Genomic DNA, 22,208 nt, shown 5'->3' on the forward strand with positions numbered 1-22,208 from the left:
TTCTGTATGGGAAGCGAAACAACTAATCTTGATGAAACTATCATTGATTGGTCACCAATTATTGAGACAAATTTAACGTTATCAAAGAGTGATAAACCATTAAAAAATGGTAAAATAAAGATAAAACCGACTGAAAAAGAAATAATATTTTTACCAAAAAACAACTACTTACAAATAATAAACTCAATAAGCGACCTTGATTCACCTATTAAATATCAAGCCTCTGTAAGTAAAGGTGTTGCATATGAGATATTTCCTAATAGAGTATCAGAAAATGCCGTATTGATTCTGCCTGAATCAAAAAACCGTTTAATTACCCTATTTAATCTTTCAACAAAAGACACTCAGTTAACGCTATTAAATGGCGTAAAAATTAATCAAGCTAAAAACTTTTATAATCATGTTATATATTCTGAAAACTTATCGGGCCCTAAATTAATACAACAACCATTAAACCAACCGCTAAACTTTAGCCAAATTAACACTAACCAAACAGCTGAGTACATTGTCGAAGGCCCTGCTACAATTAAAATTACGAGTTTAGTTGAAAGTAGCTCTACAAAGACTAAAAAAATTGATTGGCAAATTAACGCAACACTTAATGAACAACCATTCAGAAGTTGGCAACATAAAGCCTCAGTGAATAAATTATCCTTTTATGTTGTTGAAAATACTCCTATTTGGACAACAGCTCAGAAAAGTTATTATTTAAAGATTCCAAAAGGTAAACAACAACTTATTCTTACTACGTCTTCAGATAGCTGGATTAAGGTTGATAAAGTTGCAAGTGATTTACTATTGACCAGTAATAATAGTTATTTAATCAATAATGAACAAACAGCCATTGAGCAACTTTTATCACAACAATCTAAAGAACAATTTGCTATTAAGCTATTAAGTAAACCACATTGGCTTGAAGATGCTAAGTCGACTCTCGACACACTAACTGCAGGTTTGTCTCAAAATGAAGCTACATGGGCAATTAAAGAATATTCAGATCTGTTTTATCAAGCAATACCCCCAAATAAAAAACAACAAATACAAACAATTAACCAAGATAGTTCAGCTCAATTTTGGCTAGCTAATCAAACACAAAATGCTCCTTCGCCTGATCTTCAGTATATTTCACTTAAAGAGATACGAGATAACCAATCATCAAAGCTTTCACAGCCTTTTTACAAGCTTACTAATAAACAAACTATTACCTTTGATTTACCTGACAACCGAGCATTAGCTGATATTAAAATAAAATTTTATAATCCAAATAAATTAACAGAGTCGATAAGAGTGAATAGCAACCGTCATAATTTTATGGCCTATTTACAACCTAACGACAATAATCAATGGTCTGCTACGAGCAACGCAAAGGAAATAGTAAAACAACTACGCAGTAAAAAACAGATAGAAGTGGTTGAATTAAATAATAATTTAACCAACCAAAAAGTACACAGTGAAATTTACTTTAAAGCCCATACCGACAATAACTCTATCACGATAAGTTCACCTAATAGTGAATCGGTATACGTTTCACTTAGCTACCTTACCCCCCAAAAAACAACCAATAATCAACAACAATGGTTGGCTTTGTTTATGAACGCTAATCAACAGAAAGAACAATTAACACAGAATAAAACGATCAATTTAGATGCCTTTTATTTACAAAAATTGATCACAAAAAGAAGTGAACAATTCATCCACGGCTTACAGTGCGAAGTAACAAAAAACAATACGACGGCAATTGTAAAAAATAAGGATTGGTTAGCGGAAGCAGAACAACTTTTCGACCAAGGTTTTCCAAGAAAACTCGCTTACTTACTTTTTCAAGAAACTAAAGAAAGTAATGAATTAACTTTATGGCAATGGCGCTTAACTTTACTAAAAAAATACGGTTTATGGTTAACCTATTCGCAAACATTGAAAGGTCTTGCGTGTAATAATAGCAATGTGGAATTACAACTATTCGCACAAAAAGCATATGCTAATTATATGCTTCAAAGTAATAACTTAATGGGTTATGAACAATTACTTGCTTATAATTTATCAACGCTTAAATTCAAAATGAATAACTTGGATGACATTACTTATGAATTTTCACTACTGCTATTTAACCAGGGAAAATATCGCATTGCTTTAGCTAATTTAGCCACATTACCGTTAACAGATAAAACAGCACAACTCTCTTTATGGCTTGCTCAAAAGTTAAATTACTGGCAATTATTTGAATACTTATTAGCCTTCGTAAATGTTGAACATCAAAATTTCTATTTAGGTTTACAAGCATTTGAACAAACAAATTACACTAAAGCTTTAAGCTTATGGCAATTAAATGAAACTAACGATGCACGTAGTAATAGCCATGTAAACTTTCCTTTTAACGTGTCAGACTTTTCAAATATTTTAGTACCTGAAACTCGCGATCTTACAGCTTTACAAACACTATCGTCTCAAGGCATGTTTTCAGCTTACACTACTGAAGCATTTTCAAGTTTCAATTTAATGCAAGCGAGCAAAGCTCAAGCGATAAAAATGACAGTAAATGGCCCATTAACTCTTCAGTTAACCGCCAGACAATTAAAAACTTCTGAGCAAAAAATTGAAGATGATTGGTTGTTAATTACGATCAATGACGATGTACATTACCTTCCAATTAATAAAAGTAGTTTCACCAGCCCCCTTAAACTTAAAGGGAGTCATTTACGTTTAGGAAAAAGCTACAATAATGAATTTTCGCTACCTGCAGGTGAACATCAAATAACAATAGCGCCACAAAATAATGACATGTTATTTTCTGTTAATAGCTTAACCAACAGCTTACCTAATAGAAAAAATATGAATAAAAAGAGTATTTGTATTAAGTCAGAACATTGGAGCCTCGTGAGTTCGAATGCTCAACTTGTGGATACTTGTTTATTACAATCTATAGTTAGCTCACCTACTAATACTCTGCAATCCCCCCTACCGGTAGATTTAGTTAATAAGTTGAGTCAAAAAATATTCTCATGGGAAAAATCAGGAAAAATTGAAAACGCTGAATTAGTCGATATTCAAAAAGAATTACTGACCAATGTAGACAACCCTTTATACAGCGCTTTAAAAAACAGAATGAACCAGTACGCTAATTGGAACTTATTGCAACCTACATTATCTGCGGGCAATAAAACACTATCCAATACACCGTTAACTTTTCAATCACCAACCGCTATGGTTAATGCCATTAGTAAAAATTATAATGAAAAGCTCGATAACGGTAAGTTATTTAAGTCTTATGAAACATTAAATTTTGACGTAAATTTAGTTAACCACGAACAAGTAAAATTGCTAGTGAGAAGTTATGAAAGTTCATATATCACTTTACCCACAACTTTTATCGATATAAGTGTTAACGATAAAAACATCTCTGAAATTCCACTTGAAAAAAGCGGTTTAACAGAAATACCATTGCAATTAAAATTTGGGGAAAATCATATTGCATTGAATTTACGTCAAGCCTATCAGCAGCATTTTTTTACAGCTGAAATACTTGTTAAAGGTAAAAATGAAGTATGGCGTAGCCTTAATAACAACATAAAAAGAAAAGTTTACTTAACATCTAAAGATAATGAACTAAGCTTTTATTTACCCAAACCCACATTACTTCGAATAGATAAATTTAATCAACAGAATGAAATTTCAAGCCAATACCATTATCAGAAAAAACCTGGAAACTTCACTATTGAACCAAGTCTGGACAGCGTTGAATTTGGATACCGTGTTTACCAATTGCATAAACCACAAGAGACAAAAATAGTAGGTAACGTTTATCAAACTCCTGCTATTGTAGAACCGCTGCAATCAAGCAACCTTTATATGATTGATAAAGAAGAAAATATAAAACCAAACCTACTTGCCTATAAAAACATTTCTGAACATGATACTTGGGGCGGTTATTATCAATGGCGTAAAAGGCTTAATTTTGATGAAGGCTTATCTGCTCAATATGAACGTTATAATGAGGTAGCCTTTCAACAACGTCATTTCAATAAAGAAGAACAACGCTTTTGGCGTTTCGATGCACTTGCTCGACTTCATGATAATAATTATAAAGTTTTGGGGTTAAAAAATTATATCGATTGGAAATTAACAGACAGTAACCAGCTTATTCACACTAAAGTGGCAGCATATTACCAACTTGAAGAGCAGCAACAAGAAAGTAATTGGTCGGCTATGTTTAACCTAGGATGGCAACTCAATAACAGTTGGTTGGATAAGTATGATAATCAATTAGATATTTCTGTTTTTGGTCAGCGAGTGGCTGACTTACCAATTAACCAACAATATTGGGATAATGATGTTTATAGTAGTTATAAAGCTTCCCATGAAAATGGGGCTAAAATCTCTAACCGCTTTCGTTATAAGCCTTATCAAGATGCTGAATTAGCTGTTTTAGTAGACACTACCACTAATTCAATATTTGAAAAAATATCACTAGACTCGGCCTCACTCCTACTCAGCGGACGATTTTATTGGCGTGGATTAACGGTAAGTTCTGCTTACCAAATAAAGCACTTTTTTGCCGATGAAGCGAGATTGAAAAAATACAATAGTGAAAGATGGTCGTTAGGGGTGCAACAAAGGTTCTGGCAACAACGTGGGCAACTTTGGCGTTTATACAGCAATGTAAGTTACGATATTACTCGTCAAGAAACAGCTTTCAATCTGGGCATATCATGGAACTCAACTCAGGATAGAGACATAACGGATTTTAGACTACAAGAAATTCCTTTTAGGGATTTATATCAACAGCAGGCTCAAAATAGTATTGCGGTAAATAAGGTCGGCACTAAGTAATGGCAAATATTAAATTATTCAAACTCATTTTATCTGAAGACTTATCTTTTCCATGGGATAAGCTCTACAAGTCTGCAATTGCCGATTTAACTAACGATTATAATGAATGGAAAGGTCATAACTTAGTTTATGATAACGACCAAGACATAAATGAACGTACAGCTAATGTTGTCTTTATGTTGCAAAAAATTAATGATGTTTTAATAAAGGTGCCCAAATTAGAAAGTTTTTATATTGAATTTCATCGCAGATATTCAAATGCATCTGATATCAATGAACAACATACACATATTCTCCAATTTGCTAAAAGCTTAGGAGCAAACTCTAGTCAATTAAAGCAAGATAAAAAGGCGTTAGACCGTTGGTTTAATATTGACGCTATTACTGAGCGTTATCAGGATATACAAGCTGAAAATGAAGCTCAACTTATATTCTATGCTTCTCGCTTAAGCAGTGTTGTTAATGCTTTATGGTGTAATGAAGATCAAGCTAACAAACGCATTATTTTTCAACGATACAAATTTGATAGCGTTTTATTACCTTTATTAGGCCATAAAACAAGTGAACGTTTAAAAGTTGCTGCGTTCAAAACATTAGGCCAATTACTACTCCCTATTGCAACATCAGACATGTCTGCAATACCGACTGATTTAGTGCGCTATATTTATCGATTTGCTATTGATAAATCACAACCTATAGGCTGTCAGATCGAAGCCTTACAATTAGTTAGTAAGGTAGGCGAGCATTATTTAGGAGATATATTTGAGCATAGCTTAAATAATTCGATGCAAAATACTGATGATGATTTATTTTTTCGTCATCACTTAGTATTGTCTTTAGGCACTAACGAAAATCAAGAATTATATGCTTATGTGCCTGTGTTACTAAAGGATCCTAAACCATATGTGCGTAAAGCTTTTTCTAAAATACTCATTCATTTACCGATAGAAATTACATTAGACATACTCCCACAATTATTATCAGACGACTGTGAAGCGGTTGTAGCGGCAACTATTCAAAAAATGCCATCTTTAATTGCTCACCATCAAAATGCCTCTCCCTATATAGAGCATTTAATTAATGTAATTGAAAAAACTAACAATGAATTTATTTCCCGAACTGCCCTGCACGTTTTAGTAGAAAGTTTTCATCAGGCTATAAAACACCTAAATCCAGAACAAACCAACAAGTTACTACAACAAATTGAATTAACTTTAACAAAAGAGAATACCACAGCTTCAACTGTCAAAGTAAGACGTTGGTCTGCTCAAACAAGAGAACAACTTTGGGCGAGTATGTATCATGCTTCAGAACAACTGAGCAATTTATTCAAGCTTAACCCAGAGAAACAACAAAGGCTTACGCCTCAACAGTCTGATGAATTAAAGAACCCTTTGGCCAAAAGATGGCTAGCGGCTAATACCAACAATCAATTTGGTTTTGATATTGCTAGTAAAAAAATCATTAGGGACAGTAAATTTGGATTTAGGCTTTGGCGATTTCTTTTTGAATGGCGTACTCCATCAACAGATAAACGACAAAACTATAATCATACTAAAGGACGCATTTATTTTGGGCTAGAACAAGTGCCAGCCCAAAACCTAGCAGAAATAAGCAAAACCAAAGTACCTGGAGAACCTCTACACATAGAAGAGGAAGGCGGATGGCGTCCTTATTTACCTTTAGTAGATCAACTTATTTCTAGTCTAGATCAAGGCTGGCCTACGAAAGCGTTAGCAATATATAGTAGTGAAGGTGTTACCTATGCTACACCTCCTTCAAGTTTCATTCACCGTTTATACGCTAAAACACAATTAACGTTACGATTTGATTACTATGCTAATTTACGTAATTGGCATAGTAAAGATGAGTATGACCCAAGTGAATACCTTAACGCATTAAAGAAACTTGGCTTCACTTTTTCCATAGAAGCCTATAGAAATAGCGAAGGTAAAACTTACCCATTAGATAAGAAAGTTGCACACTTTTTCCCTATGTCAGTGCTACCTCCTTTCATTTTTAGTTGGTGGCAACAATACCAATCTTATTTTTTTTCTGTATATCAAAATACGCTATCACAACTTGGCATATTTTTAATGGCAATTCTCAGCTGCTTTTTTGCCTTACACATCAAAGCAAATATTCAACTTAAACAAGCAAGGAAAAGCATCCCTCTTGTTATAGGAGGCTGGGGAACTCGGGGAAAATCTGGCACTGAAAGGTTAAAAGCTGCTCTTTTTAATGGCTTAGGCTTTAGCGTGCTATCAAAAACCACTGGCTGTGAAGCAATGTTTTTATACGGAACAAAAGGCAAACCTTTATCTGAAATGTTTTTATTTAGACCTTACGATAAAGCAACGATTTGGGAGCAAGTCAACGTAACTCAAATTGCTAAATCACTTAAAGCTGATGTTTTCCTTTGGGAGTGCATGGGCTTAACACCTAGATATATAGAAATACTCCAACAACAATGGATGAAAGATGATATTTCGACTATTACCAATTGTTACCCTGATCATGAAGACTTACAAGGACCAGCTGGCATTGACATCCCTAAAGTGATGATGAAATTCGTTCCTAAGAAAAGCTTATTATTAACCTCTGAAGAAAATATGCTGCCTTACTTAACACTTGCAGCAAAAGAGCAACAAACTGAAATAGTCAATGTTAATTGGTTAGACGCAGGCTTAATCACACCTGATATTATGGCTAGGTTTCCTTATCAAGAGCACTCAAATAATGTTGCATTGGTTTTAAGTTTAGCAAAACAGATGAACATTGATGAAACCTACGCTTTAAAAGAAATGGCTGACAGAGTTGTGCCTGATCTTGGCGTTTTAAAAAGCTTCCCTCAAGCAAATATTCAAGGAAGAAAATTACAATTTATTAATGGGATGTCTGCAAATGAACATTTTGGTGCGTTAGGGAATTGGCGTCGTGTTGGATTAGACAAACAATCACTCGCAACAGATTCAGACAAGTGGATTATTACTGTTATTAACAACCGAGAAGATCGCGTTGCGCGATCTAAAGTATTTGCCGATTTAATTGTACGAGACATAAGTGCAGATCGTCATTTACTGATTGGAAGTAACCTTTCTGGCCTTATGGGGTTTATTAAACAAAGTTGGACAACCTATATCGACTCTCAACAACTATCAAATAATGAGAGTGTTATAGCAATAAAAGAAAAATTTATACATATTACCCAACAACTTCGCATTCCTTTTACAGATAACCTTGTAGAATTAAGACATTATAATATGTGCCAAGGATTAAGTATCAACCAACCAAGTAATAATTATTTACAACCAGAGTCATATCATATAAATGATAATTTAGAACAGATTAATGCTCTTATTGAACAACATAGAATTGACCTGAAAAATCAGATTGAATACTCAACGATTATTGCAGAATTATCAAAACTACTAGATTCAAATGAAAAAGAAAAACAAGAAACTATTCATCGTATTAAAGAGCAACTATGGCAATGGTTTAGTAATAAACTCATTCAAGTTAAAGATTATCATGCGACTGGAAATCAAATAATTCAACAGCTAACATGGTCTTGTCCTCCAGGATTAAATAGTCAAGTAATGGGCTTACAAAACATAAAAGGCACAGGTTTAGATTTTGTTTATCGTTGGCAAACATGGGAAAGAAACTATGAGTTATGTAAGCAATTAAAAGATAGCTCTGAAGAGATTGCCCGTGAAGCTTTGCGTGAATTAACAAAAGTACAGGATTTCGGACTTCTTGATCTAGAAACTGTAGAGCAACATTTAGAATGGGCGATAAAACACAAGCTATTTCAAACTGAATTGTGCCAAGCACAAATCGAAGTCACCCAATCAAAACTAAATGAGCAAATATTAGATCAATCATTAGCAAAAGTAGCGCCAACTCGATCGCTCTTAACTATATTCATTAATGCAACCGAAGCTTTTTTAGATGCCGGTGATGCGGTTAAACGCCGAAGACAAGCTAATGTTATAATTAAGGATTTAGTCAATAAACAAATCAGCCAAGATAGTGCTGCACATGAATTATTTAAGTTAACACAGAAACAAAAAGGAGGTTGGCTCAGCAAACGTTTACAAACTTAATAATATATTGGTATGTGTGTATAAGTTCGCGTATAATATGAACAATGAAGAGGTGATATTATTTAATGGTACCTTTTATTTTGCTGTAATTGAGGAAACCAAATGTTTAAAAAAATGATCCCTGCTGTTCTTTTATCACTAGCTACATTTATACCTAATGTGCAAGCTAGTCTTATCAATGTTGATATGGAACTACAACTTTTAGTTGATGTTTCTGGCAGTATAGATACCCAAGAATACGCACAACAAACTCAAGGGTATGCAGATGCATTCCGTTCAGAATCTGTTATTAATGCAATGCTATCAGGTACTAATAGTAGTGTTGCTGTACAATATATAGAATGGTCTGGATTCTCAGAGCAACAAGTTCAAATTGACTGGTTTTTTATTGATAGCTTTCAATCAGCCAACAACTTTGCTGACCTTATTTTAGAGTTAAACACTGACATAACTCGACGTGCTTTTGGGTTAGCTGATGAAGACGGTATTAGAAGAGGAGCTACTTCTATTGGTCGTGCTATTCGTTTTGGTGTATCAGAATTTGATAATGAATATTTTTCTAATTCACAAGTTATGGATGTCTCAGGCGATGGCATAAGTAATAGTGGTAGTGGTGAGAACAGTACCGCTGATAGTCAAAGAGATTATGCACTTGCTAATGGTATTGATCAAATTAATGGTATTGCTATTGGTAACAGTGATTTGCAAACACACTATAAAAATAATGTCATTGGCGGTGATGATGCATTTTTAATTTCTATCGATAATATGAGCCAATTTGGTCAAGGTATCGAAACGAAATTAACAAAAGAAATTTCTTATGCAACGGCATCAATTAAAATACCAGAATCTCCTACATCTGTATTATTTGCTTTAGGTCTTATTGCTGTTATGACTAGACAAAGCAAGAGTAAAGTAAAATAGTTAAACCGTTTAGTAACGGGTTCCTTTTTTTATTTTACCAATAACTAAAAATATTAAGCACTAAACATTATTATATGTTTAGTGCTTTTTTCTTTTCGTACTATCGTGAGTACAAACTATGCTTTCAAAACACTGCTTTCCTTTCGGTTTTCTACTTTTAATATTAGTAGGCTGTAATAACGAAGGTATAGTTGATTCACCTATTCAAGAACAAGAAGATAATGCATTAGAGCAATTCAATGAGAACCTCATAAACTTACAAGGGATCATAGTTGACACTCAAGGAAGCGTTATTAGTGGTGCAAGTATTTTAATTGTAAATACAACTACTCCACCTGTAAATTCTTCAAATAATGGGAGTTTTATATTTTCATCACTAGAAAGAACTAACCAATTAATTCAAATTTCAGCAAACGGCTATCGTTCTGAATATATTACAGCCAACTTAATGCTTCCTCAAAAGGAATCTGTTTTAGATGTAGGTAAAATTATTTTAACGGTAAAAAATAACGAACAAGTGAGATTTTTATTCGGTGGAGATGTCGCCTTTGGTCGTCGTTTTATTGATTCGAAAGAATTGACACCTAGAGGAATTTTACCGCCAGACGATCCTAATGCGCTTATTCAAGTCAGTAATCCTGAACCAGGAACAAAAGATGCTCTACAATGGATTCAGCCACATTACCAAGAAGCAGATTTTGGTGTACTGAACTTAGAAACCCCTGTAACAAATAATCCAATAACCCCCCATCTTACGAAACCCTATGCTTTTTTTACTTTAGTTGAATCATTACCTGCACTTACCTGGCTTGGTGTGAACTATGTATCTTTAGGTAATAATCATTTATACGACTATTTAGAACAAGGTACCGTTGACACGCTAAACAATCTTGACCTCAAAGAAATCCCGCACAGTGGTGCAGGTTTAAACTCAAGCGAGGCGTTTAAAACAAACCGTCAAACGTTGAATGGTGAAAAATATAGTTTATTTTCTGCTACTTCTATAGATGGACATGAACATGAAATTAATTATGTTGCAACTTCGTTTAAGGGAGGCGCTGCAGATTTAACTGATACCGCAAAAGTAATAGAAGCAATTACAGCAGAAAAAGATGCGGGTTATTACCCTATTGCTCAACTTCATACAGGCAATGAATATACTTACACTCCTAATAATTTTGTGAAAAACCGCTTTGAATTAGCAATAGATAATGGCGCTGTTCTTGCTATTGGACACCATCCACATGTAGCGCAAGGTATTGGAATTTATAAAAATAAAGTGGCTATTCACAGTCTTGGTAATTTGGCATTTGACCAAGATAGACAAGAAACATTTTTAGGCATAATGGCGCGCATTGACATGCTTAAAGATATTACCAAACAAGTTCGCCTACTCCCTATTTATATTGAAGATTATCGTCCGAGATTAATTACAGGCGATTTAGCTAATGTTTTTTTACGCCGTATTGCTCAATCTTCTCACAATTACAATGGTCTAGTTTACCCATATCAAGGACAAGGTTGGTTAGCCATCAATGAAGAAGACGTAACTATTACAGAACAGCAACAATCAATCACTATCAATATTCCAGAAAGTGGTTCAGCTATTGTAGACCTTCGAGAATTAGTAACCAGTAATGTATCTATATCTAATGTAAGCAGTAATACCATTGCAAAAGTTAGCTTAGGACAAGATATTATGTACTACGGTGATTTTGAAGATGTAGATACTGATAGCGATAAACTAGAAGCGAGTCGATGGGATCATATTGATAGCGAAGCAAACTTTATTTGTGTTGATGACAGCTACCAAGGTGTAGCAGCGCTTTGTTCAACTCGAGCAGCTACTGATATTCAAGATTCTGTGATTGCCTATCAAAACAGGATAAGAGTTTTAGGCGACGCTTTAGACACTCCCAATAAAAACTTAAGTTTATTTGGTTATATTAAAGGTGATAATGCAGGTGAAGTTCGTATTGCCTCTCGTTATTATGCAAGCGAAGGCGATTTGATTTTTGGAGAAGAAAACAGCTTAACAAAAGAAGCAGGGACTTATAATTGGCAAAGTTTTTCCAGTAACTTAACGGTGCCTGATGAAGTGGTCACACCAGAAGGAAGTATCCCTGGCGCAGTTAATGCCCGGGCAGTGAGAGTATTCATCCGTCAGTCACCTCCTGAAATAAGTTATGGTAAAGCTATTTTTGATGGCATAGCACTTATTTCGTGGCAGCAAGACGACGTTTTTAATAAAAACATCGTGACTCCTCATGCTAAAGATTTTCTAAAAGTTAAAGCTGAGCCAGGTACAATTACTTTAACGTTAACATTCAAACAATACACTCCAACAGCAGCGACGAAAAACTAACTCTATATCAGTATTTAATATATATTAAACAAGTTAATTCAATAACAAGCATAATAACGACATAACAAAAAAGTAATTAATAATGACATTACAACATCAGCCTAGTATTTTGTGGCACGATTATGAAACATGGGGTATTGCCCCAAAGTTTGATAAACCTTCTCAATTTGCCGGTATTAGAACCGATCTAGACTTAAACATTATTGGTGAGCCAGAAATGTTATATTGTCAACCGCCCCAAGATTACTTACCTCATCCAGAAGCTTGTTTAGTAACAGGCATTACTCCCCAAAAAGCACAACGAGACGGCTTATCAGAGGCTGAATTTTCAGCTCGCATACATGCACTGTTTAGCCAACCAGATACTTGTGTTGCTGGATATAACAACATTCGTTTTGATGATGAAGTAAGCCGATATCTTTTTTATCGTAATTTTTACGACCCTTACGCGCGTGAGTGGCAAAATGGTAATAGCCGTTGGGATATAATTGATTTAGTTCGAGCCTGTTATGCCTTGCGCCCAGAAGGGATTGAATGGCCAACAGTTGAGCGTGACGGTAAACAAGTGGTGAGTTTTCGCTTAGAGCTACTAACTCAAGCTAATGGTATTGCCCATGAAGCAGCGCATGATGCCATGAGTGATGTCTACGCCACTATTGCTATGGCGAAATTGATTAAAGAGAAACAGCCTAAGCTGTTCGAATTTATTTTTAATTTAAAAAATAAGCGTCAAGTTGCCGAGTTAATTGATGTTTATAACATGACACCTATTGTTCATACCTCATCAAAAATTTCATCGGATCATGGCTGTACCAGTTGGTTTGCGCCAATCAGTTACCATCCGACCAATAAAAATGCAGTAATCGCTATTGATTTAGCCAGAGATCCTGCGCCATTATTTGAGCTTAGCAGCGAAGAAATAAAAACACGGTTATATACTCGATTTGATGAATTAGCACCTGACGAACTGCCGATTCCAGTTAAGCTTATTCATATTAACAAATGCCCTGTTATTGCTCCTGCTAAAACTTTATTACCTGAAAATGCTCAACGTTTGAATATTCCTCGAGACTACTGTTTAGCTAATTTAAAACAATTAAAAGAAAATACTGAACTGAGAGACAAATTAAGTGATGTTTTCGCTAACTCTGATTTTGAAAATGATGACGTTGATGCCGAACAAGCGCTTTACGGTGGTAACTTTTTTAGCCATAGTGATAAAGCACAAATGGATACTTTGCGCAGTTTACCACCAGAAGAATTAAGCAGTTACCCATTTTCTTTTCAAGATGAGCGCCTAACTACTTTACTATTTCGTTACCGTGCACGTAACTACCCTGAAACATTAAACAGTGAAGAGCAGCAGCGCTGGCAACAATACAGTCAAAGTAAATTACAATACGGCGGTAAAGGCATTTTAAGTGTTGATGAATTTATGATGAAAATTGAAAACTTAGCCCACGAACATGAGAGTGATAAAGGTAAAATGGCTATATTAAAGGCCTTGTATGAATATATACAAGGCTAATTCTATATTATAGCTACCTTAAGACGACTGATCACGTCATACCCAAAGAGGATGTTTAGTAATTACAAGGTAAATTATCCTCAATAGCCTGAGAGCTAACTTGACCAAATAATGCTAGCGTAGTGACATCAGCAGGCAAATGTTCAATATAAGGTAATAAGTCTGCTGGCTCCCCTGAAATAACTTCATATAATACTAATGAAGTCAGCAATTTTCCCATATCTGATGCATGATTTCCGTCAGGATTGTACACATTTAATTCAGGGGATATCAATAATGCTTGATTCCACGCTAGACCAACAGGGGCAACACAACTTGCTTGCTCTTTTGCAATATTCAAATGAATGCCATGAACATATTCAGCTTCATGTGGTCTACCAATTTGAGGGTGCTCAGGGAAAAGAATTGGGGTAGCTCCTATGGCTTTCGCTCTTTTTATCCAAGTGACTGTTGAATCAATTGGATACAGCACTGACTGACTTTGAGAGTACTTTTGCCCTTGCAATATTATATGTGTCCATTCTTTGTTTTCAATGAGCTCAATAATATTTTCATCATCAACTATAGTGTCTAAAAATTGTCCGCCTCGTGTGTCAATTTCAACTACTTTATCACTAACGGCTGTAGCAAATATGGCGCGAAGCTGTTGTTCAATACCCGAAACATGACTGTTACCTATAATTAAAATGTTATAAGCAGTTTTATCTGTATTTTTAGGGATAGCGATATTGTCTGTTGAATATACTGGTGGCTCAGTACTTTCAAGAGGCTCGGTGATCTGTTTGGCAGAATTTGAGCTTCCCTCACAAGCAGACAATACGTTGATTAATGTAAAAATAAATAAACATTTTTTCATTGTTTTCCCTTATTTTTATTCAAATAATTATTTTTTAAAGCGAGAAATTAAACTTGAAGTATCCCAGCGATTACCACCGTTTGACTGGATCTCTTGATAGAAACCATCAACCATTTCTGTCATGGGTAATTTTACCCCTGATTTTTTTGCTTCAGCAAAAGCAATCGCTAAATCTTTACGCATCCAATCAACAGCAAAACCAAAGTCATATTCTCCAGCAAACATTGTTTTATAACGATTTTCCATTTGCCATGAGCCCGCCGCACCTTTGGCAATAGTTTCAACAAGAGCATCAGGATCTAATCCAACTTTTTCTGCAAAATTAAAACCTTCGGCTAAGCCCTGCACTACCCCAGCGATACAAATTTGATTGACCATTTTAGCTAATTGTCCACTACCAACAGGCCCCATTAATTGACTAAATTTTGCATAAGCTTTCATTACCGGCGCTATTTTTTCAAATTCTGTTTCACTCCCGCCTAGCATCACGGTTAATACGCCATTTTCAGCGCCCGCTTGCCCACCAGAAACAGGAGCATCTAAAAAGTATTTATCTTGTTGGTTAGCAATATCAGCCAATTCGCGAGCAACTTCTGCTGATGCAGTAGTATGATCGACAAAGGTAGCCCCTTTTGGCAAACCTGCTAATATGCCGTTTTCACCTAATGAAACTTGACGAACATCATCATCATTACCCACACAACAAAAAACAATTTCGCAATCATTAGCTGCACTTGCTGGTGTTAAAGCAAAACGGCCGCCATATTCTGCTTGCCATTGTTTTGCTTTTTCAACAGTACGATTATAAACACACACATCATAACCAGCTTGTTGTAAATGCCCTGCCATTGGATATCCCATAACACCTAAACCAATAAAAGCGACCTTCATTTTCCACTCCTGAAAATTTGTTATTGCAATTTAAGCTAAGCAGTCATTGATAAATTATACGCTTAACTTAACAGTTAAATTTTAGCTTATAGAGTGTACTTAACTTTATCCTTTTGCTCTAGCTCTTTGCATTTTATTGAACAACAACTTATCATTGACCACAACTACATTGCGCACAATACATTTTTAACTAACGCAATCCCTAAACGTATCACCACCATAGGAAAATAAAATGAGTAATAACATTTATCAATTTAATGCCGTGAACAATAAAAACGAAACCGTTGAACTGTCGGATTATCAAGGCAAAGTCATGCTTATTGTTAATACAGCAAGCGCTTGTGGTTTTACACCTCAATATAAAGGCTTACAAACCTTATATGCTAATTACCAAACTCAAGGGCTAGAAGTTCTGGCGTTCCCGTGTAACCAATTTAAGCAACAAGAAAAAGGCAGTAACGAAGAAATTCAACAGTTTTGCGATTTACAGTTTAATATTAAATTTCCTTTATTCGATAAAATCGACGTTAATGGCGACAATGCGCACCCTTTATTTACCTTTTTAAAAGAACAAGCACCTGGTTTATTAGGCTCTAAAGGCATTAAATGGAATTTCACTAAATTTTTAGTAAATAAAAAAGGAGAAGTTTTTAAACGGTATGCCCCTACGACTAAACCTGCAGATATCGAAGAAGATATCAAACAACTACTCGCACAATAAGTACATTGAAAAACGATGAAAAACAATGAAAGTGATAATAGTGACAAACAGTTAAACGATTTAAATCATTTGCTATTAGAAAAACAACTGTGTTTTCGATTTTACAATTTAAACAAAAAAATGAATCGGTTGTACGCTCCAGTTTTAAAAGAGTTAGCATTAACCTACCCTCAATATTTGGTAATGCTAATTTTATGGCAGCATGAGAAAGCTATCGCTATTAAAGCTATCGGTCAACAGCTTGATCTTGATACTGGTACGTTATCACCGTTATTAAAGCGTATGGAAAAACAACTGTTGATCAGTCGTTGCAGAAAAGTCGAAGATGAGCGGAGCGTTGAAATTCAATTAACGCCTCTGGGTAAAGCGTTAAAAGAAAAAGCGCAAGATATTCCCGCTAAAATGTTTAATGTGACTGGCTTTTCTTTAACTGAACTAACGGCTTTAAATCAACAGTTAGATAAGTTGTTAGAGAATTTGAATAAGCTTTAATTGCGCAACTTAAACAGCTAATAAACACAACGACTAGTATACTTATAAGGCGCTGTGTTTTTTGATTTCGTTATAGCGTGTTAATCACTCATTCAAAAGGCTACCCACAAACTAGACAAACAGGCTACCATGAAGTTTTTCAACTACAGGGTTAGCCTCTTGCTCATCCACTAAAAAGCATAAATTATTAGCACTTGCCCCATGACAGATCATTCGAATGTTAAACTCATCAATCTGTTCAAAAATACTACGGCCAATACCTTTAGTTGTATTTAATGCATTACCGATAACAGCAACCAAAGATAAACCGTGCTCAACGGTTACTTCACATAGTTGCTCCAACTCTTCTACGACAGCATTAGTTATTATTGCTTGTGTAGAGCCTGTTGGGTTGTCGAAAGTTAACGCGACACTAATCTCACTGGTAGTAATTAAATCAATACTTAACTCATGTTTGGCTAAAATAGAAAACACTTTCGCTAAAAAACCACTGGCGTGTAACATTGCAGGGCTTTTTACCGTAACAAGCGTTTGTTCTCGTCTAATGGCGATTGAACGATACGTTGGGCTTGACTCCACTTGCTGCTTAATTTGTGTGCCGCCCTTTTCAGGCTCTTTACTAGAACCAACAAATACTGGAATATTATGGCGCATTGCAGGGATAAGTGTTGCAGGATGCAAAATTTTCGCACCAAAAGTAGCCATTTCAGCAGCTTCACCAAAGCTTATTTCATCAATTGCTCTGGCCTTTGAGGTAATACGAGGATCGGTCGTAAAAATACCAACAACATCAGTCCATATAGATAAATTATCTGCATTCAGTGATTCAGCAAGTAAAGCAGCACTATAATCTGAACCACCACGACCTAATGTAGTGGTATTGCCAAGTCCATCTTGACCAATAAACCCTTGAGTAACTATTACACTATTAGCTAACTGAGGTAATAAAATTGCCTGTGCTTGCTCTTTCAGGGCTTCAACATCAACTACCGCCTTACCGTACAAGCTGTTAGTTTTCATGACTTGACGAACATCAAAACATTGAGCCGAAACATGTAAGCTCTCTAAAACAGCAGTAAATAAAAAGGAGCTGAGTTGCTCACCATAAGACAAAATAGTGTCAGCCGTTTGTGAGCTATAGTGCTCTGATTGTTGCTTTGCATGAGACTTTAATTCAGTTAATAACGCATAAATTTTGTTGTTTAACTGACTTTCATTAGCTAAATGCTGACTAATATTAAGTTGAATTTTTTCAATCGCATTAATAATTGATAATTGTTCATCAACACTAATATTGGCTTGGCTAAGCCTTACTAAATGATTGGTAACACCTGAACTTGCTGAAACAACCACAACTCTATTAGCTGGGTTATTTTTAATAATACCCGCACAACGACACATGGCTTGGTAATCGGCGACACTTGTGCCACCAAACTTGGCAACAATAAGATTTGAACTGTTTTCAATGAACATTAGGTTCTCCCTAATTAGCAGACAGTATTTTACTATTAACTTAGTTATTAACTTAAGCGTAAATTGTCGGCTAAAAAAATATAAGGAAGAGCATGACTGAACCGTTAGGCTTGCATAAAGCAGAGTGACTAAACATTTTCAGCCAGAAGCCCTCCACCTCTTATTAACTAATCAAACTATTGCGAGACAATAACTTGCACTAATTAATAAATACAATCAGGTGACAATCCTAGAGTTTCAACCCTAGTGACCGAGTGAAATATGCCACACATATTTGCACCCTCGGCGATAATCCCCCTCAAAAACAGTCATTGGAATTGTGGTTCCTCGTGTTTTCTACCTTGTTATCGCACCTCTTCTGGTATTAATCCGTTAACCTTTAACATAAATATTAACATGGTTAATCGTATTAACACCGCTATTAGACCTCAAATAAATTAAGATTACAATAGACTTTTAGACGTCCGTACAAATTAACACCCAAAAACATATAAAGCGTTAATAAAACCTGATTAATATTACTTAATGCATAAGATAAAGACATGAAGACTGCGAAAAAGCTTGATATAGTGAGTAAAATTGCTTTCGACTAGACAGATACAATGGATTTATTTCTTCTAAAAAAAATAATCTCACAATTTTTAATGCCAATTAATATCATTATTATATTGTTACTTTTAGCTTTGTTCTTTTATAAATCAAGACCGAGTTTAAGTTTTAAATCTTTGTTTTTAGCGACGTTCATTTTAGTATTTTCTACATTTCCTCCCACTGCTGACCCGCTAATGTCGGCACTTGAAAACAATTACGATGCTTTCACTGTTTCAGACAAACCTGTTGATTATATAATTGTATTAGGTTGTGGTCACACAACAGATAATGCTTTACCTGCAACAAGCGAGCTAAAAACATGCTCATTACAACGATTAGTCGAAGCAGTGAGAATTGCTCGAATACATCCTGAAGCCCGCCTTATAATGTCTGGTGCATCTGGTGACGATCCAACACCCAATGCCGAAAAAATGAAACAAGCAGCGATGTTGCTTGGTATAAAAGAAAATAAATTAATTACCGAAAGCTACCCTAAAGATACTGAAGAAGAAGCGGAGCTGATTGCACCAAGAGTGTTAAATACCCATGTAGTGTTAGTCACCAATGCCGACCATATGCCTCGTTCCATTAAATACTTTAAAGCGCAAGGCATTGATGCTATTCCTGCGCCAACAGGTTATTGGGTGAAAGACAATGGCGAAGATAAATATTGGGCTCACTATTTTCCAAGCGCCAATAAGCTCAACCAAACAACGACCGCTTGGTATGAAACCTTAGGCCGTGTAGCTCAATGGGTTAAGTCGTTATTTTAATTAATTAAATTTTTTGATAAAAGGTAATTACACGGGGTTGTCAATATCAATAAATTCAACATTAACGCCTTGCGTTTTTGCTAAATACTCCCCAAGGGCTTTCACACCATAACGTTCAGTTGCGTGATGCCCTGCAGCAAAGAAATGGATATCCATTTCTTTAGCAACATGAGTCGTTTGCTCTGATGCTTCACCACTGATAAACGCATCAAAGCCTTGCTCAGCCGCTAATTCAATATAGCCTTGTCCTCCACCAGTACACCAAGCCACTTTTCGTATAGCTTTATCCGAGTCAGGAGAAATGTGTAAGCATTGGCGATTAAGTTTATCACTTATTCGTTGGCAAAATTCTTGTCCTGAAACAGCCTTTGATAATTCTCCATGAATAGCAACACTAAACGGATTACCGATTTCCAAAGGCCCTTTAACATCAATACCTAACAACTGTGCTAATTGCGCGTTATTACCTAGTTCTGCGTGAACATCTAACGGTAAATGATAAGCAAATAAATTAATATTATGATCCATTAAGGTTTTAATTCTTCGGTACTTCATCCCCTTAATAACGTAGGATTCGTTTTTCCAAAAATAACCATGGTGCACTAAAATGGCGTCTGCTTTTTGTTCAATTGCTTGTTCAATAAGTGCCTGACTTGCTGTTACTCCAGTCACAATTTTATTTATGTGTTCACTGCCTTCAATTTGTAAACCGTTAGGGCAAAAATCTTTAATCAATTCAGGGGTTAATAACTTATTTAATATTTGTTCTAATTCATTTCTTAACATGATCATTCTTCTTTTAGTCACTTTAAGGTCGTAACTCTGTTATTTTTTAAGGTGTGATGATGAATTCATCGTTGATACTTTTACTGGTTGAAATTTAGGTCTAAGTTTCCACTTAGGCTTAATTGGCGTTAACGGATGAACTCTTTTTTTCGCCACAATAACATAGACAGAGCCAAAATTTGGGAAATAATTATTAGCGAAATTTCGCCAATGATTTGCCATTAAACTATTGCTAACTTTACCCGCTAAGGTGCTTGGTAAACAACGTTGGTCCGCTAATATTTCAAACCCCATTAAATGTAACCAATCTTTTACTCTCATAGGAGAAAAAAAACGTTCATTCCAAGGAGATTGTTTTGATCTAAAAGGCAATAGTTTATTTACCCCCGCTAAGCTAAACGGATTAAACCCCGTTAAAATTAAATAACCATTAGGGATCAGCACTCGATTTGCTTCTCTGACAACATGATGAGGATCAAGTGAAAATTCAAGGACATGACTTAAAAGGCAAACATCAACACTGCTTTCTAATAAGGGTAAATCGTCAACATCAGCAATCACTTGTTCACTCGTACCATGATCATTAGTCGAGTGAGAAATTGTGATTTGATGTTTAATTGGTGAATCAGCTGTATTAAGATAGCCGCTTAATGCGCCAATTTTTAATAGATGATAGCCAAAAAACTTAGGCCACCATGGTTCAAGCTGTTGATTAATTTCATTCAACATTAATTCGCCATTAGGCAGAGATTGCCATGATTTAGGATAACAAGGTTGTCTAAATGCTAATGCGGGTTTCATTAAAGCCTGATTTATTTAAAATTACGTAACAATATTATACACCTAATTTAAGTAGAGCTAAATTAAGTAAGTTTAAGTTCGATAGCTGATAACAGTATTTCGCATTAAGTATCTTATATTAATGCCTAATTTAAATAGTTAAGTTAAAACCTAATGTTAAAGCCTTAGGAATAAATTTAATCAGCTGCTATTCATTAGTCAAACCACATCGGAATAATATGACAAGTTCACACAACACCGTAAGTGCTATTAACGCATTTTCTGATAATTATATTTGGGCAATAGGTTCAAATAAAAACGACTTTATTACGCTAGTCGATCCCGGTGATGCCAAGGTATGCATCGATTTTATAGAAAAAAACAATAAGATTTTAACCGATATTTTAATTACACACCATCATGCAGATCATGTTGGTGGCATAAATGAATTAGTACAATATGGCCAACAAAAGTCTTGGTCAATTACCATTCATGGTCCAGCAAATGAGACAATTCCACATCGAAATGTTGCGTTAGTTGAAAACGATACCGTGACGTTACCAGAGCTTGAATTAACCCTCAATGTAATCGACTTACCTGGGCACACCTTAGGACATATTGCTTTTTCCAGCGAAGAATACTTGTTTTGTGGCGACACTTTGTTTTCAGGTGGCTGTGGCCGTTTGTTTGAAGGAACTCCTCAACAAATGCACGATTCATTAGGCAAACTAAGTCATTTATCGCCAAATACACTGGTATTTTGTGCGCATGAATACACCGCCGCCAACTTACACTTTGCCTTAACGGTTGACCCTGAAAACAGTGAGTTAATTAATTACTTTAATCAAGTGACTCAACTTCGCGAACAAGGAGTTGCGACTATTCCAACGACCATAGGGTTAGAAAAACAAATCAATCCTTTTTTACGTTGCCAAGAAGTAGCATTACAACAAAGCGCTAGTGATTACAATAATCAAAAAGTCGCCTTAGGTGTTGATACATTTTCGGTGATTCGTCAATGGAAGAATAACTTTTAAGCCACTTATATAACCTTACGTTTGCTTGTAAAAGCAGCGTAAATAAGTGAATATA

14 protein-coding genes and 1 riboswitch are annotated in these 22,208 nt (G+C 35.3%); of the genes, 9 read left to right on the plus strand and 5 right to left on the minus strand.

What is annotated here, in order from left to right:
- The first annotated feature begins 6 nt into the window (after positions 1–6).
- The 5 genes from AC27G3_RS16065 (at position 7) to sbcB (ending at position 13,753) form a co-directional block, all read left to right on the plus strand.
- Complete coding sequence (locus tag AC27G3_RS16065) at positions 7–4,827, plus strand: hypothetical protein (RefSeq protein ID WP_487123294.1); 4,821 nt, start codon at positions 7–9, stop codon at positions 4,825–4,827.
- Entirely contained in the window at positions 4,827–8,936 is a 4,110-nt protein-coding gene (locus AC27G3_RS16070; protein ID WP_487123296.1) for a hypothetical protein, read from the plus strand. Before AC27G3_RS16065 ends, AC27G3_RS16070 begins: the two co-directional genes overlap by 1 nt.
- Positions 8,937–9,038: 102 nt before the next feature.
- Complete coding sequence (locus tag AC27G3_RS16075; protein WP_487123298.1) at positions 9,039–9,860, plus strand: DUF1194 domain-containing protein; 822 nt, start codon at positions 9,039–9,041, stop codon at positions 9,858–9,860.
- 118 nt (positions 9,861–9,978) lie between these two features.
- Positions 9,979–12,225, plus strand: a complete 2,247-nt coding sequence (locus AC27G3_RS16080) for a CapA family protein (protein ID WP_487123300.1) — start codon at positions 9,979–9,981, stop codon at positions 12,223–12,225.
- 82 nt (positions 12,226–12,307) lie between these two features.
- Entirely contained in the window at positions 12,308–13,753 is a 1,446-nt protein-coding gene (gene sbcB / locus AC27G3_RS16085) for an exodeoxyribonuclease I (protein ID WP_487123302.1), read from the plus strand.
- Positions 13,754–13,808: 55 nt separating this feature from the next.
- On the opposite strand, the gene AC27G3_RS16090 is transcribed toward sbcB, so the two are convergent.
- Both AC27G3_RS16090 and AC27G3_RS16095 read right to left on the minus strand, forming a co-directional pair.
- Positions 13,809–14,609: a hypothetical protein gene (locus tag AC27G3_RS16090; RefSeq protein ID WP_487123304.1), complete on the minus strand. Its 801-nt coding sequence runs from the start codon at positions 14,607–14,609 to the stop codon at positions 13,809–13,811.
- A gap of 27 nt (positions 14,610–14,636) precedes the next feature.
- Positions 14,637–15,524, minus strand: a complete 888-nt coding sequence (locus tag AC27G3_RS16095; protein WP_487123364.1) for an NAD(P)-dependent oxidoreductase — start codon at positions 15,522–15,524, stop codon at positions 14,637–14,639.
- 208 nt (positions 15,525–15,732) lie between these two features.
- Here AC27G3_RS16095 and AC27G3_RS16100 point away from each other — a divergent pair, with 208 nt between their 5' ends.
- Both AC27G3_RS16100 and AC27G3_RS16105 read left to right on the plus strand, forming a co-directional pair.
- Positions 15,733–16,221, plus strand: a complete 489-nt coding sequence (locus AC27G3_RS16100) for a glutathione peroxidase (protein WP_487123306.1) — start codon at positions 15,733–15,735, stop codon at positions 16,219–16,221.
- A gap of 15 nt (positions 16,222–16,236) precedes the next feature.
- Positions 16,237–16,713 carry a MarR family winged helix-turn-helix transcriptional regulator gene (locus AC27G3_RS16105; RefSeq protein ID WP_487123308.1) on the plus strand — a complete coding sequence of 159 codons (477 nt, stop codon included), beginning with the start codon at positions 16,237–16,239 and terminating at the stop codon, positions 16,711–16,713.
- A gap of 111 nt (positions 16,714–16,824) precedes the next feature.
- On the opposite strand, the gene lysC is transcribed toward AC27G3_RS16105, so the two are convergent.
- The gene (gene lysC, locus AC27G3_RS16110) at positions 16,825–18,186 is read right to left on the minus strand and encodes a lysine-sensitive aspartokinase 3 (protein WP_487123310.1); all 1,362 of its coding nucleotides are present in this window, start codon (positions 18,184–18,186) and stop codon (positions 16,825–16,827) included.
- Positions 18,187–18,324: 138 nt separating this feature from the next.
- Positions 18,325–18,552: riboswitch (Lysine riboswitch) on the minus strand.
- A 419-nt stretch (positions 18,553–18,971) separates the two neighbouring features.
- On the opposite strand from lysC, the gene AC27G3_RS16115 reads away from it, so the two are divergent.
- Positions 18,972–19,550 carry an ElyC/SanA/YdcF family protein gene (locus AC27G3_RS16115; RefSeq protein ID WP_487123312.1) on the plus strand — a complete coding sequence of 193 codons (579 nt, stop codon included), beginning with the start codon at positions 18,972–18,974 and terminating at the stop codon, positions 19,548–19,550.
- Positions 19,551–19,577: 27 nt separating this feature from the next.
- Here the strand turns inward: AC27G3_RS16115 and AC27G3_RS16120 are convergent, their stop codons facing one another.
- Both AC27G3_RS16120 and AC27G3_RS16125 read right to left on the minus strand, forming a co-directional pair.
- Entirely contained in the window at positions 19,578–20,336 is a 759-nt protein-coding gene (locus AC27G3_RS16120; protein WP_487123314.1) for a Nif3-like dinuclear metal center hexameric protein, read from the minus strand.
- Positions 20,337–20,375: 39 nt separating this feature from the next.
- Entirely contained in the window at positions 20,376–21,137 is a 762-nt protein-coding gene (locus AC27G3_RS16125) for a class I SAM-dependent methyltransferase (protein WP_487123316.1), read from the minus strand.
- 218 nt (positions 21,138–21,355) lie between these two features.
- On the opposite strand from AC27G3_RS16125, the gene gloB reads away from it, so the two are divergent.
- Positions 21,356–22,153, plus strand: coding sequence for a hydroxyacylglutathione hydrolase (gene gloB, locus AC27G3_RS16130; protein ID WP_487123318.1), 798 nt, complete (start codon positions 21,356–21,358; stop codon positions 22,151–22,153).
- Positions 22,154–22,208: the final 55 nt, after the last annotated feature.

The organism is Colwellia sp. SU-HH01217 (genome assembly GCF_057543495.1).

Coding starts and splice junctions, on each gene's coding strand:
- AC27G3_RS16065 (WP_487123294.1), top strand. CDS start 7: ATGGGAAGCGAAACAACTAATCTTGATGAAACTATCATTGATTGGTCA.
- AC27G3_RS16070 (WP_487123296.1), top strand. CDS start 4,827: ATGGCAAATATTAAATTATTCAAACTCATTTTATCTGAAGACTTATCT.
- AC27G3_RS16075 (WP_487123298.1), top strand. CDS start 9,039: ATGTTTAAAAAAATGATCCCTGCTGTTCTTTTATCACTAGCTACATTT.
- AC27G3_RS16080 (WP_487123300.1), top strand. CDS start 9,979: ATGCTTTCAAAACACTGCTTTCCTTTCGGTTTTCTACTTTTAATATTA.
- sbcB (WP_487123302.1), top strand. CDS start 12,308: ATGACATTACAACATCAGCCTAGTATTTTGTGGCACGATTATGAAACA.
- AC27G3_RS16090 (WP_487123304.1), bottom strand. CDS start 14,609: ATGAAAAAATGTTTATTTATTTTTACATTAATCAACGTATTGTCTGCT.
- AC27G3_RS16100 (WP_487123306.1), top strand. CDS start 15,733: ATGAGTAATAACATTTATCAATTTAATGCCGTGAACAATAAAAACGAA.
- AC27G3_RS16105 (WP_487123308.1), top strand. CDS start 16,237: ATGAAAAACAATGAAAGTGATAATAGTGACAAACAGTTAAACGATTTA.
- lysC (WP_487123310.1), bottom strand. CDS start 18,186: ATGTTCATTGAAAACAGTTCAAATCTTATTGTTGCCAAGTTTGGTGGC.
- AC27G3_RS16115 (WP_487123312.1), top strand. CDS start 18,972: ATGTCGGCACTTGAAAACAATTACGATGCTTTCACTGTTTCAGACAAA.
- AC27G3_RS16120 (WP_487123314.1), bottom strand. CDS start 20,336: ATGTTAAGAAATGAATTAGAACAAATATTAAATAAGTTATTAACCCCT.
- AC27G3_RS16125 (WP_487123316.1), bottom strand. CDS start 21,137: ATGAAACCCGCATTAGCATTTAGACAACCTTGTTATCCTAAATCATGG.
- gloB (WP_487123318.1), top strand. CDS start 21,356: ATGACAAGTTCACACAACACCGTAAGTGCTATTAACGCATTTTCTGAT.